Origin of the sequence: Kordiimonas laminariae, assembly GCF_023008165.1 — a bacterium.
Taxonomy (GTDB): Bacteria; Pseudomonadota; Alphaproteobacteria; order Sphingomonadales; family Kordiimonadaceae; genus Kordiimonas; species Kordiimonas laminariae.
In genome coordinates, this window is the sequence record NZ_JAKQZA010000003.1 from 65,119 (window position 1) to 77,824 (window position 12,706).

A 12,706-nucleotide genomic window follows, 5' to 3' on the forward strand; every position below is an offset into this window, starting at 1 on the left:
AATAGTTGAGCAGTATGTTAGTTTATTTGTCCCTATATTGTTTGGGCGCACCCTACCAAAAGCGATGCAACATGTGGTGTATTGGAACTATTCGGAAACTGCATAGAAGGAAAATAAACCATGCCTGCACAGAAAATTACCTTCATGGGAAGCCAGGGTTTTGAGCTTGCTGCTAAATTGGATACACCTGAAAGTGAACCAAAAGCTTATGCTCTTTTCGCGCACTGCTTCACCTGCGGCAAAGACCTGAATGCCATTAACCGAATTGCAAAAGCTTTAAATCAAGATGGTATTGCCCTGTTCCGTTTTGATTTCACAGGCCTTGGCCTTTCAAACGGGGATTTTGCGAACACTAACTTTTCTTCGAATGTGCAAGATTTAATTGCGGCTGCCGATTACATGAGAGAAAATTTAGATGCCCCCAGCATCATGATGGGCCACAGCCTTGGTGGTGCCGCAACACTAGTTGCTGCACACAGTGTGCCTGAAGTAAAGGCCGTCACAACGATTGGTGCACCGTTTGACAGTGTGAACGTATTGAAACAATTCAAAAACGATCTGGATAGAATTGAAGCGGATGGCGAGGCTGAAGTAAAACTGGCAGGCAGGCCATTTAAAATGAAAAAGCAATTTATTGATGATGCCCGCAGCCAAAACGTGGAAGAGCATATCCGCAATCTGAAAAAACCACTGATGGTGATGCACTCACCCATTGATGACACTGTAGATATTGACCACGCTCGCCGCATTTACGAAGCAGCGAGACACCCGAAGAGCTTCGTATCTCTTGATAAAGCAGATCATCTACTGCTGAAAAACGCTTCAGACGGGATTTTTGTCGCCCGTATTATCAGCGCATGGGCTAATCAATACATTTAGGTGAATGGTTATATCGATTTTAAACTGGTACCACCCCAGTTTAAAATCGACTGCCATAGACTTCATAATCTGCTTTATAGAAAGGCTTAAGCGCAAGCTCTTCTTCACTTAATTCAACCACATCCACGTCAGATTTCATTTCATGCACGGGTGACATCTTAATCCCCAGTTTTTCAGCAATAGTTGCCTGCAACTGAGTTACTTCAGTAATGGGTATTATATGATCATAGTTTGAGGCATTTTTACCCGCGAAGGAAATAACAGGATTCGTATGATTTCGCACTGTAATGAAAGTGCGCCGGTAAGCATCAAACTTAGATAAAAATTCCTGATACTTTGGCCTTGTAGATAGACCGTAAAAACTATCCTTACCGTTGGTATCAGATACTAAATGTTCCCGTTTTAGGATATTTCCATGATAAAATGACCGTACTCTTTCAAGGGGGTCCCGCACGATCAGGATTTTCTTATGTTCGTTATAGATCGTTTGAAGATCATCAAATTTCAGCAAAATCTGATCCTTTTGCTGATGAATATCTTCGCCTTTTAACCGCTGTCCTTCAAGTACACCCATATAATTTATGAAACTCGTACACGCACATTTGGGGATCGGGAAATAAAGCAATTTATGCTTTTCAGATTCAACAGCATACCCCTGCCCAACATCAGCTTGCGCCAATTCCCAAAGGCCAATATCCCATGATGCAGCTAGAACATGCCGTAAAATTTCTGATGCAGTTTGTTCATCTCCGAAAAAGAGATGCATACGAGCAAAAAGACGCCACAACCTAGCATGATTATGTTCTTCAACCGCTCCTTGAAGCAATTCGAACGCTTCTTCTGCTCGTTCATCTGCATATAGTTGAAATGCTTTCCGAGAAATTCTTTTAATTTCAGGGGTAACAGGCCTCTGAACTATCGGCTTCATCGTGCCTGCTCCGATACCATAAAAACTCCTTCTAAAACTTCAAAGGGCAACATAACACTACCATGTCTGCCAGGATGGTCTTTTACCGGTGCAAGTAGCGCAAGATCTGACCATTTATCAGGAAAGTATACTTCACCAGTTCGCACCATATGACGGAATTTCCCTGCGATATCAACGAGCTCTTCTTCTGTAAGGCCGATAATATGCTGCCCCACGATAGCCGCTGCTGCCTGGCCAAGTGCACAGGCCTTCACTTCCTGCCCGAACTCTTTAATCACACCATCCTCAACCAAAGCATCCGCGTTAATCCGACTACCGCAAATTCTACTGGTTTTGGTTATATGAAAACACTCGCCCCGAAGCCGTTCGGTGTGAGGAATTCTGGTGGTCCATCGCAGGATATCTGTGTTGTATAATTCGGTCATGATACTCGGTATTTGATCCAGATAACTGATGCTTACGTAAGACGGCATACATAAAAAACCAAGAAAAAAGAACTCTTCTTAGTTAATTGTTTTCTTCCTAAAGCACAGAAAACCTTGATTGCTTCGCTATTCTGACCATATTACTCTGTGTTTGGAGCATGCAACACCAAGAAGGAGCAGCTACAAAACCCTAGTTTCTGAATACAGAAACCACCATACAATTTAGAAAGGAAATCCGAATGGATGCCGTACTTGAAAGAGCTGATGACAGCTCGGAACTGAAGGTAATCCCGCAGGACGCTGATGAAAGCCCAAGCCGGGCCGAGGCCGAAGCCGCGGTTCGCACACTGATTAGGTGGGCTGGCGATGATCCAACCCGCGAAGGGTTGCTCGACACTCCAAAACGTGTCGTGAAAGCATATGAAGAGTTTTTCGAAGGGTACAAAAAAGACCCTGCCGAGATTCTGTCCCGCACATTTGAAGAAGTAAACGGTTACGATGATATGGTCGTACTACGTGGTATCAAAGTGGAAAGCCACTGTGAACACCATATGGTACCTGTGTCGGGCACCGCACATGTTGGCTATATGCCTAGTGGCAGCGTAGTAGGCATTTCGAAACTTGCCCGTATTGTCGAAGCTTTTGGTAAACGCCTGCAAACACAGGAAACCATGACAGCTCAAATCGCCGATGCACTCGAAGAGCACCTTCAACCAAAAGGCGTAGCTGTAATAATTGATGCAACACATCAATGCATGACATGCCGGGGCGTGAAGCATGATGGTGTTTACACAATTACACGCCAATTCCGTGGTTGCTTCAAGGAAGCCGATGAGGAACGCCGTTTTTGGGATTTAATCCGCGGCTAAATTAGCTAAAGAAATCAAAACAAAAGGCAGCATTTCTAACGATATGCTGCCTTTTTTATATGTTCACTGCATTCATTGAGCAGTTTACGGTAATCAACCTGCATATAACGTTTTCTCTTCCTATCTCTCTACGTAACGACAGCGAGAATAGGATAACAACGATGACAGACCTTCAGTACAGCTGGAAATTTTATGCCCATGGTATGCTTTTTAATCCTCAGCATACTGGGGATATTAAAGGAAATGCAGACCAAATTACGCTGGATACAAACCTGCGAGCCAACGCAGGCTCTCCACTCGGCACAGGCATAACAATTCGCTATAGTTTCGAAAATGGCGCCCCTGATGGTTATGACCCCTCAGGCTTTCTTAATTCATCAATTACAGCAGAAAACAAGGCATTATTCGAAAAGGTTTTTGATGAATACAGCGCAATTGCGAACATCACCTTCATTGAAGTAGGACAAGGGCAAAATGCTGATCTGGAAATATACCGCAGAAACACAGCTGGTGGCGGCGAAGCTGGTAGACTGGACGGCCCCCAAGATAGCACTGCAATGATTGTTGGCGTAGCGGATGGTTTTGATCTCACCCAACTTTCGGAAGACTTTTATAAAGATGACATTCTTCTGGCCATCAGGCATGAACTTGGCCACGTGTTGGGCCTCGATCATCCACGCGGACAGGAAGGTTCATTCCTAACTGCACATGATGTTCATGACCCTAACTCCAATGATATCCCGTTCGAAGAAGCTACCGACAGGTTCACAGTTATGAGTTATGTGAACAATGAAGATTTCTATGAAAGAGGTGGGCTGAAAGGCCAATATTTTGAGACAGTTCACAATACATGGGGACTTACTACCAATCAATCACTTGGCTTGTTTGATATCAAAACTCTTCAGTATCTTTATGGCGCCAACACTTCTACCAATACCGGAGATGATACATACAGCTTCAGGCCAGAAGACGCATCTGTTCTTACGGTTTACGATGCTGGCGGCATTGATACTTTTGATTTCTCCAATCAGCTTACAGGTGTGAAGGCTAACCTTGGTGAAGCAACATTCTCTTCGGTTGGATATTATTATACCAATGCCCGTTTGAGCGGTTTTTCCGCGGAACCCGCTGATCTGGAAACACGCCCTGAAGTATTGGTTACAGCGAATAACAACGTCTCTATCGCATGGGATACGGTTATAGAAAACGCTATCGGCTCAGATCATAAAGATACTCTGCGCGGGAATAGCGCCGATAATAACATACAAGGTAAAGACGGTGATGATCTTCTTATCGCTTATGAAGGGTCTGACACTGTCACAGGCGGTAATGGGAACGATACAATATGGGCTGGTGCCGGGGATAAAGGTGCAGACTATGTTGATGGCGGTGCCGGGCGCGACATTGTCGCTGGCGGTGCTGGCGACGATACACTGTTCGGCGGCGACGATGCTGACACACTCTATGGCGGCACAGGCGATGATCTAATCATTGTAACCACGCAAGGTGAAACCGATACACTCTCAAATACCAATGAAATTGCCTATGGCGGCAGTGGAACCGATATCATTCAAGCTGCAGCAGGTGATGATATCCTTGGTGGCGGTTTTGGTGACGATTCTGTTTACGGCAACAATGGAAACGACACTATTTTCGGCGGCAAGGGTGAGGGCAATGATGAGCTTCACGGTGGAGAAGGCAACGATACCCTTTATGGCGGTAAAGGAGATGACAGGGTCATCGGTGATGAAGGGAATGATTTGCTCTTTGGTGGCAGCGGCAATGATCTCATAATGAGTATGGCTGGTGATGACACAATCTGGGGCGGAACTGGTGACGACACACTTATTGGCGGCGACGGAACTGATACCTTCCTTTTCAAAGAAAATCAGGGGAACAATCTTATCCAACACTTTGATGCGGGTGAAGATATTGTGAACCTCTCAGCTTTCGGTGTTTCCAACATCAGAGATATTGCAAGTGATGTAGATAACGGCTCTGGAAGTACTGCCCTTACCTTCACTTTTGATGAAAGCACGTCGGTAACCCTGAGTTCCTATACAATGGCAGACTTGGATAGCCTCAATATCATTATTTAGCCTAGTTACGAGGTAATCTGTAACAACACATTCACTTGATCATGCCAATGAAGCCAGATAGGGTTTCACTACCCTAAAAAAGGCATCATTGGCATGAAGAAATTTATTTATTTACTTATACTTACAACACTATCTTTCTCCTATAGCGCGAACGCAGATGACCAAAAACAAACAGTAATTATGATTGGTATTGATGGCCTGAGAAACGATAGTATTGACCGCATTGAAGCCCCCAACCTCCGCAGGCTCGCGAAAAGTGGTGTGCGTACCGATGGAATGCGCCCAGCAATGCCTTCAAAAACATTTGTAAATTTCTATTCACTCGCCACTGGCCTACATCCCAAACATCACGGTATGACATCTAACTATCCATACAATCACAAGCTACGCCGCGCTTTCAGCCGCGCAACCGATACTCGGGACCCCGCATGGTGGGGCGGCGAACCGATTTGGATCACCGCAGAAAAACAAGGAGTGAAAGCTGGCACCTATTTCTGGGTTGGATCAGAGGTAGCAATAGGCGGTATTCAACCTACATACTGGAAACCTTTTGATCAGAATAAAGATTATGGGGAGCGCGTTGATGAAGTACTTTCATGGCTCGCAAAACCAGAAGCTGATCGCCCTCGCCTTATCACGCTGTATTTCTCAGCTGTTGATACTGCTGCACACAATTTTGGTGTTGGCAGCAAGGAAGAAGAGGAAGCCGTAAAACTGGTAGATAGCCACGTAGGCGATCTTATCAACGGTTTGCAGCAACAAGGTGCACTTGATAATACAAACATCATTGTGGTGGCAGATCACGGCATGGCTAACCTGTCTGACAACCGAATGATCAATCTGGATAATTATGCAGATATCTCTGGTTATATCGTGCCAGACTGGAACAAGAGTTACGGCCCGGCTTATTCTCCATTCCTCTATGTTTATGGAGACAATGATGACATTGACGCACTTGCCAATAAGCTAAAGGGCAAACACCCCAATATGAAAGTGTGGAAAAAAGGCGAGTTTCCAGAGGAATACCACTTTGATCACCCAACCCGTGGACCAGATCTTATGATCTTAGCTGATACAGGCTGGACCCTCTTCGCTTCAGAAAACAAGGCCGATCCGATTCCGCTTTCCAAACTGCCCTTTCCGCTTGCTGCCACTCATGGGTACGACAATCATAATCCACTCATGTATGCGACATTCATTGGCAACGGCCCTTCTTTCAAAAAAGGGATCACTACACCAGTTTTCGATAACATTGAAATATATGGTCTCATTGCCTGCCTGCTTGACATCAAACCCGCCAAAACTGATGGAAACATTACCAACGTAGCAAGGTTTCTTAATAAAAGTTGTTCGCCTCACTAAGCTGTGCTGAGCGCACACTTGCTAATCCCCCCTTGGTAAGGCATTTTATCAGGGGGTTTTCTTTAGGATATCGCTTGTGAATAGTTTGAAACTTCTGTTGTCATTCATGTTGATTACCTTATTGGGGCCATCTTTCGAAGTTTCCTCACAAGACAAACCACGCGTGCGTATTCCGCCAGCAAACCAGTTACCACTGAACAATCCTACCAGTTTTCACCGCCGAGCTGTAGATAGCACTGAAGCCCCATGGAAAGCTGTGGGCCGCGTTAACATCGCAGGTCGGGCACATTGTAGCGGCAGCCTGATTGCCGAAGATATCGTGCTTACTGCCGCACACTGTCTCTATGCTAAATGGTCTCAGGAAATGGTGATACCAACCACGGTACATTTTCTCGCAGGGTATGCTCGCGGTGAATACGCAGCTCATACGCTAGTACAATCCTATGTAGTCAGCCCTTCCTTTGATGGCAGTGCTGGAGCAGCCAGAAGAAACCTTCCAAACGACTGGGCTTTACTTAAACTAGCAGACCCTATCGGTAAGGAACATGGTTTTCTGGAACTACATGATAAAATGAAGCTCACCAGCGAAGAGCAAGACGTAGAAGAAATTTCAAAAGCTCTGGAAAAAATTGAACTCTCAACCTCCAAAATCACCACTGCGGGTTACCCCGGAGACAGATCACATCTACTGTCTCTGGAAGAAAACTGTAAAATCACAGGTTCTCTCGCACGCGGCCATGTGATGCTGACCAACTGTATCTCTATCCGTGGTGATAGCGGCGGACCTGTCCTTCAGTTCATTGATAATGAATGGGTCATCATCGGTATTCAGGTGGCCTCCACAAAGCTTGGGAACCGTAATGCTAGCATCGGAGTTTCCGCGCTTGCATTCCGCAGAGAGTTTTACAAACTTCTAAACTCCACAAAGAATTAAAATTTTGCTCACATAAAGTTAATCTGGCTTGAAGAAAATCTGGCTCTCTCTAAACTCCGAGCAAAATTAAAGCAGGATAGACCCATGGCAGATATTGAGTTTGGTGATCGCTCAAATAAAAAAGAGCTTGAAGAAGGCAACATTTTCAGCCCGAAGTTTGATGACAGAGGACTTATCCCTGTAGTTACCACCTGCCATGAAACCGGAACAGTTTTGATGCAGGCATGGATGAATGCCGAGGCTATTAAATGCACCATCGAAACTGGTGAAGCGCACTATTACAGCCGCTCCAGAAATGAACTATGGCACAAGGGCAAAACATCCGGCGAATATCAGGTGGTAAAAGATTTCCGTACTGACTGTGACCAAGATGCCCTTTGGCTTGTGGTAGAACAGAAAGGCGGCAAATGCTGTCACGTTGGATATCCCGCCTGTTTTTATCGTTCACTACCTGTAGGTGAAACAGTGGATGGGCAAGTTTCACTTACCATTAAACAATAGTTATATTATAACAATTCAACGCACATTTTAATCTACTGAGCGCAATTTCCTGTTCACAGAGCAAGCTGCCTCTATCCTGCCGTCATGCATTCTTTCAGGGAGATAATTGTGATGCGCCCATCCAAATGGAAAATTCCAGCCATTCTTCTAATGATCTTTTCCTGTGCGCTTACCGCCACTGCAAGTGATGATGAGGCACAGATCAGAGCTGCGGTAATGAAGTACTTTGAAGGTATTGGGGAAGGAAGCTTTGAGAAGCTATCAAGCGCTTTCCACTCTAAATCCCGCATGCTGACCGCTGAAAAAGATGATACAGGCAATGCTTACCTCAAGATATGGGAAATGGAACCAACCATCAAAAGGTGGAGCAAAAGCACGCCGCCGAAGCGAGAGCGTACACATGAAATCCTCAATATGCATATCATGGATGGTCGCCTTGCCTCTGTGTCATTTGATTTAGACGGCCGGTACTATGATTTGCTGACGTTAGCCAAGATGGATGGTGAGTGGAAAATCATCAACAAAGCTTTCATTAGACAGAAGAAGTAATTCCAAGACGACAGCGAGAAAGCCTCCTTAAAGGCTTCGCATATGTGGGAGTGGTTCCGGCCTCGCACCGGAACCACTTTTATCTCTTTAAGCCCCAATTCACGAAACTGTTGATGCTCATTACTTACCCACGACTGGATAAGATAATCGCCCGAGCCTATATTAGAAAAAAACTAATCAACAGGGTTACATCATGGCGTCTCTTGAAATTATTCAAATCCCGGTAATGCAGGATAATTATCTCTATCTCATTCATGAACCGAACAGTGGAGAAACAGCAATCGTTGATCCAGCGGTCGAAGAACCTGTGATTGAAGCGCTAGAAAAACGCGGGTGGCAATTAACTCATATTATCAACACCCATCACCACTGGGATCACACAGGCGCCAACCTTGTTCTAAAAGAAAAATACAATGCAACTATTGTTGGTGCTGCAATTGATAGAGAACGTATCCCGGGTATTGATATAGCAGTCGGCGAAGGCGATACTTTTCAGCTAGGCTCTGAAAAAGCAGATATTTATTTTGTGCCTGGCCACACAAGCGGTCATATTGCTTACCACTTCCCAACAGCCAAGGCACTGTTCTGTGGAGATACGATGTTTTCCATGGGATGTGGGCGCCTGTTCGAAGGTACAGCGGAAGAAATGTGGCACTCGCTCAGCAAATTAATGAGGTTACCAGATGACACTCAAATTTGCTGTGCACATGAATATACAACGGCAAACGGTATGTTTGCACTTGCTATTGAACCAAACAATCAATCTCTACACACCCGCATGGCAGAGGTAGAAGCTTTAAGATCACAAGATAAACCGACAGTTCCGACGGTTCTATCTCTGGAAAAAGCAACAAACCCGTTCCTTCGCCCCGACAGTTTGGAAATACAGGAAACTCTCGAAATGGTCGGAGCTCCTATCACTAAGGTTTTTGCTGAAATCCGCAGTAGAAAAGATAACTTCTAGTTTTCTACACGATAAAGCGTTTCATGGGCGCGATAAGCTGAGTGATTTTTTCCAGTCTCGGCTTGCGCTTTACGGTGTTTTCATAAACACTTGCCCACGAACTAAACGTAAGTCCGATAACCTCGGAGGGGGACCAATGAAAAATAAAACAATAGGAGCATTGATGGCTGCATCACTTACAGCCAGCGCTGCGATTGCTGAAGATGATAAATTCCTTTGGCTTGAAGACGTTCAAGGCAAAAAGGCGCTTGAATGGGTTGCTGAAAAGAACAAACATTCTCTAGGTATTCTTGAGAATGACAGCCGTTTCAAAGGCCTGATGGAACGGTCGCTCAAAGATTATAACGCTACAGATAAAATTGCCTACAGCGGCCTTTATGGCGGTGCGGTACATAACTTCTGGCAGGATAGCGATCATGTTCGCGGTATCTGGCGCCGGACAAGCATGAAATCCTATGCAACAGATGATACCAAATGGGTTGATATCCTTGACTTCGATCAGCTGGCAAAAGACGAAGGCGAGAATTGGGTATATAAAGGTCGTGATTGTCTTGCTCCTGATTTTGGCCGTTGCCTGGTCCGTCTGTCACGTGGCGGTGGTGATGCTGTTGTTGTGCGTGAATTTGATGCTGTAACCAAACGCTTTGTGGATGGTGGCTTTTCAACTCCAGAAGCCAAACAAAACGTAGCCTGGGTTGATGCAGATCATATCATGATCGCCACAGACTTCGGCGAAGGTACAATGAATACAAGCGGTTACGCTCGTCAGGTTCGCCTTTGGAAACGCGGCACCCCCCTTTCAAGTGCCAAGATGCTGATCAACGCACCAGAGGATGTTACCTTTAACTTCCCAATGACAAGCCACCGCCCAGACGGCACATACACAGGCGTGATCCAGGGTCCTGATTTCTTCACACAAGTTATCCATATTATGGAAGGCACACTTGAAGAACCTGAGCTCACCGAGCTTGATCTGCCTAAAGGTATCGATTTTCAAGGCTTCTTTGCCGATATGATGCTTATCCTGATGAGGAAAGACTGGGCTGTTGGTGGTAAAACCGTGAAAGCAGGCAGCCTTGTTTCCATCAAGGTTGAAGATGCTATGCGCGGCCGCCCTGAAATGAGCCTCACCACTGTTTATGCACCAGCTGCAAGTGGTGCGATTGAAGGCGTAAATATCGGTAAAAACCGTGTATTTGTAAGCGTGCTTGATGATGTAACTGGCCAGCTAATGGAAGCAATGCCGTCTAACACTGGCTGGAACACAAAGAATCTTGGCATGCCTGCCAATGGCTCTTTGAATGTAATCAGCGCTGACGAATGGTCTGACAACGCATATGTAAATTTCGAAAGCTACCTTCAGCCAGATACGCTTTACACTATCTCCCGCGGCGGCAAACCAGAGGAAACAAAATCCCTACCTGCTCGTTTTGATGCGAAAGACTTGGTAACGGAACAGAAGTTTGCAACAAGTGCAGACGGCACCAAAGTTCCTTATTTCCTTGTGCGCCACAAGAATACCAAACTTGATAACACAACACCTACAATTCTATATGGCTATGGCGGTTTTGAAATCGCGCTAACACCGGGATATCTCTCTGGCGTTGGTAAGCTTTGGCTTCAGGAAGGCGGCGCCTACGTTGTTGCCAACATCCGTGGTGGTGGCGAGTATGGGCCAGCTTGGCACCAGGCAGCTCTTAAGGAAAACCGTCAACGTGCCTATGATGATTTCATCGCGGTTGCGGAAGATTTGATTTCAAGCGGCGTTACATCCCCGCAGCACTTAGGTATTCGTGGCGGTTCAAACGGCGGTCTGTTGATGGGTGTTATGACAACACAGCGCCCTGATCTATTCAACGCAGTTATCTGTGCAGTACCTCTTCTTGATATGATGCGCTACCACACCCTTCTTGCTGGTGCATCATGGATGGGTGAATACGGTAACCCTGACATTGCTGAAGAACGCGATTTCATTGCAAAATATTCGCCGTACCAAAATCTGAAAGCTGATGAAACTTACCCAGAGGTATTCTTCTATACATCCACGAAAGATGACCGCGTACATCCGGGTCACGCTCGTAAGATGGCTGCCAAGATGCTCGATATGGGTAAACCAGTTCTTTACTATGAAAACACAGAAGGTGGTCACTCAGCTGCAGCAAACCTGAAACAGCGCGCTTACACAGATGCCCTGCAGGTTGTTTATGCCCTCAAGAAACTAAGCGACAAATAAAACAAAACTGGATCACTTAATGTGATCCAGTGCCCAAGATTTACTAGCTTTTAAATAGCCACACGAAATCCTATATATCCGCAAATACGGTGTAGGAGAGTAATGTGGCTATTATGATTAGAGAAGCAGCGGAAGCTGATTTCGGTGCAATTTGGAATATATTTCATCCTATTGTCAAAGCTGGTACCACATATGCGTTCAATCCTGACACCACAAAAGATGAAGCTTTTAATCTCTGGATGAATCAACCTCGCCGCACGTTCGTGGCCGAAGAAAATGGTGAAATTCTAGGGACCTATTATATCAAAGCTAATCAGGCTGGTCCCGGAAGCCATATTGCAAATTGTGGTTATATGGTTGGGAAAAATGCACAAGGCAAAGGTATTGCCACGAAAATGTGCGAACACTCTCAGGAAGTGGCGTTATTACTCGGCTTCAAAGGCATGCAGTTCAACTCTGTAGTTTCAACCAACACACGCGCTGTAGCCTTATGGAAATCACTAGGCTTTGAAACTATTGGCACATTGCCAAAAGCATTTGAGCACCCACAAGATGGTTATGTGGATGCCCATGTTATGTTCAAATGGTTGGCAGCCTAGCTTTTCGATGAAAACATCCGTTTGACTGCTCGACATTCCGCACGTGCCTGTTCACGCATATCACCAAACAGCATACTGCTGCCGAACCAGCCAACAACCAACAGCATTAGCATGGTTGATGCTGCTTTATCATCATCAATAACAAGCGCCGATGCCAACATCATTGCAGCCCATAAAATTGCATTTGCAATAGCTTGTTTCTTCATTGGTGCATTTGCCATTTTCTATCCTTTCTATCGTAACGTTATTCTTTTGGTTCAATTGGTTTTTCATGTGTAGATTCATAGCGCTGTTCGGTCGGCTTCTGTTCATCTGAAGCTCCAACAAAAAATGCTATAATGAGTGCAACGAGTAACCCCAACAT

General features: G+C 45.3%; 13 protein-coding genes. 10 read left to right on the forward strand and 3 right to left on the reverse strand.

Annotation, left to right across the window (positions count from 1 at the left end):
- Nucleotides 1-120 precede the first annotated feature (120 nt).
- Nucleotides 121-879, forward strand: coding sequence for an alpha/beta hydrolase family protein (locus MF542_RS06235; protein ID WP_247017092.1), 759 nt, complete (start codon nucleotides 121-123; stop codon nucleotides 877-879).
- 40 nt (nucleotides 880-919) lie between these two features.
- Here the strand turns inward: MF542_RS06235 and MF542_RS06240 are convergent, their stop codons facing one another.
- Together MF542_RS06240 and MF542_RS06245 are read right to left on the reverse strand one after the other, a co-directional pair.
- Nucleotides 920-1,807, reverse strand: coding sequence for a sulfotransferase family 2 domain-containing protein (locus MF542_RS06240; RefSeq protein WP_247017094.1), 888 nt, complete (start codon nucleotides 1,805-1,807; stop codon nucleotides 920-922).
- Nucleotides 1,804-2,280, reverse strand: coding sequence for an iron-sulfur cluster assembly scaffold protein (locus tag MF542_RS06245; protein WP_247017096.1), 477 nt, complete (start codon nucleotides 2,278-2,280; stop codon nucleotides 1,804-1,806). Before MF542_RS06245 ends, MF542_RS06240 begins: the two co-directional genes overlap by 4 nt.
- A gap of 191 nt (nucleotides 2,281-2,471) precedes the next feature.
- Between MF542_RS06245 and folE the strand changes: the two genes are divergently transcribed.
- The 9 genes from folE (at nucleotide 2,472) to MF542_RS06290 (ending at nucleotide 12,342) form a co-directional block, all read left to right on the forward strand.
- Nucleotides 2,472-3,101 (forward strand): GTP cyclohydrolase I FolE, encoded by a 630-nt coding sequence (folE, locus tag MF542_RS06250; protein WP_247017098.1) that lies wholly within the window; start codon nucleotides 2,472-2,474, stop codon nucleotides 3,099-3,101.
- A 161-nt stretch (nucleotides 3,102-3,262) separates the two neighbouring features.
- Nucleotides 3,263-5,200 (forward strand): M10 family metallopeptidase C-terminal domain-containing protein, encoded by a 1,938-nt coding sequence (locus tag MF542_RS06255; RefSeq protein ID WP_247017100.1) that lies wholly within the window; start codon nucleotides 3,263-3,265, stop codon nucleotides 5,198-5,200.
- Between the two features lie 93 nt (nucleotides 5,201-5,293).
- Nucleotides 5,294-6,562, forward strand: a complete 1,269-nt coding sequence (locus tag MF542_RS06260; protein WP_247017102.1) for an alkaline phosphatase family protein — start codon at nucleotides 5,294-5,296, stop codon at nucleotides 6,560-6,562.
- A gap of 76 nt (nucleotides 6,563-6,638) precedes the next feature.
- Complete coding sequence (locus tag MF542_RS06265) at nucleotides 6,639-7,496, forward strand: trypsin-like serine peptidase (protein ID WP_247017104.1); 858 nt, start codon at nucleotides 6,639-6,641, stop codon at nucleotides 7,494-7,496.
- 84 nt (nucleotides 7,497-7,580) lie between these two features.
- On the forward strand, nucleotides 7,581-7,997 hold the full coding sequence (gene hisI / locus MF542_RS06270) for a phosphoribosyl-AMP cyclohydrolase (protein WP_247017106.1): 417 nt from the start codon (nucleotides 7,581-7,583) through the stop codon (nucleotides 7,995-7,997).
- A 111-nt stretch (nucleotides 7,998-8,108) separates the two neighbouring features.
- Nucleotides 8,109-8,546, forward strand: a complete 438-nt coding sequence (locus MF542_RS06275; RefSeq protein ID WP_247017939.1) for a nuclear transport factor 2 family protein — start codon at nucleotides 8,109-8,111, stop codon at nucleotides 8,544-8,546.
- A 193-nt stretch (nucleotides 8,547-8,739) separates the two neighbouring features.
- On the forward strand, nucleotides 8,740-9,510 hold the full coding sequence (gloB, locus tag MF542_RS06280; protein ID WP_247017108.1) for a hydroxyacylglutathione hydrolase: 771 nt from the start codon (nucleotides 8,740-8,742) through the stop codon (nucleotides 9,508-9,510).
- Nucleotides 9,511-9,646: 136 nt separating this feature from the next.
- Entirely contained in the window at nucleotides 9,647-11,743 is a 2,097-nt protein-coding gene (locus MF542_RS06285; protein WP_247017110.1) for a prolyl oligopeptidase family serine peptidase, read from the forward strand.
- Between the two features lie 110 nt (nucleotides 11,744-11,853).
- On the forward strand, nucleotides 11,854-12,342 hold the full coding sequence (locus tag MF542_RS06290) for a GNAT family N-acetyltransferase (RefSeq protein WP_343264863.1): 489 nt from the start codon (nucleotides 11,854-11,856) through the stop codon (nucleotides 12,340-12,342).
- Here MF542_RS06290 and MF542_RS06295 read toward each other — a convergent pair.
- On the reverse strand, nucleotides 12,339-12,563 hold the full coding sequence (locus MF542_RS06295) for a hypothetical protein (RefSeq protein ID WP_247017112.1): 225 nt from the start codon (nucleotides 12,561-12,563) through the stop codon (nucleotides 12,339-12,341). The two genes, MF542_RS06290 and MF542_RS06295, sit on opposite strands and share 4 nt — an antisense overlap.
- Nucleotides 12,564-12,706 lie beyond the last annotated feature (143 nt).

Bases quoted from the DNA above. Each gene is read 5' to 3' on its own strand.
- MF542_RS06235 (WP_247017092.1), top strand. From the start codon at position 121: ATGCCTGCACAGAAAATTACCTTCATGGGAAGCCAGGGTTTTGAGCTT.
- MF542_RS06240 (WP_247017094.1), bottom strand. From the start codon at position 1,807: ATGAAGCCGATAGTTCAGAGGCCTGTTACCCCTGAAATTAAAAGAATT.
- MF542_RS06245 (WP_247017096.1), bottom strand. From the start codon at position 2,280: ATGCCGTCTTACGTAAGCATCAGTTATCTGGATCAAATACCGAGTATC.
- folE (WP_247017098.1), top strand. From the start codon at position 2,472: ATGGATGCCGTACTTGAAAGAGCTGATGACAGCTCGGAACTGAAGGTA.
- MF542_RS06255 (WP_247017100.1), top strand. From the start codon at position 3,263: ATGACAGACCTTCAGTACAGCTGGAAATTTTATGCCCATGGTATGCTT.
- MF542_RS06260 (WP_247017102.1), top strand. From the start codon at position 5,294: ATGAAGAAATTTATTTATTTACTTATACTTACAACACTATCTTTCTCC.
- hisI (WP_247017106.1), top strand. From the start codon at position 7,581: ATGGCAGATATTGAGTTTGGTGATCGCTCAAATAAAAAAGAGCTTGAA.
- MF542_RS06275 (WP_247017939.1), top strand. From the start codon at position 8,109: ATGCGCCCATCCAAATGGAAAATTCCAGCCATTCTTCTAATGATCTTT.
- gloB (WP_247017108.1), top strand. From the start codon at position 8,740: ATGGCGTCTCTTGAAATTATTCAAATCCCGGTAATGCAGGATAATTAT.
- MF542_RS06285 (WP_247017110.1), top strand. From the start codon at position 9,647: ATGAAAAATAAAACAATAGGAGCATTGATGGCTGCATCACTTACAGCC.
- MF542_RS06295 (WP_247017112.1), bottom strand. From the start codon at position 12,563: ATGGCAAATGCACCAATGAAGAAACAAGCTATTGCAAATGCAATTTTA.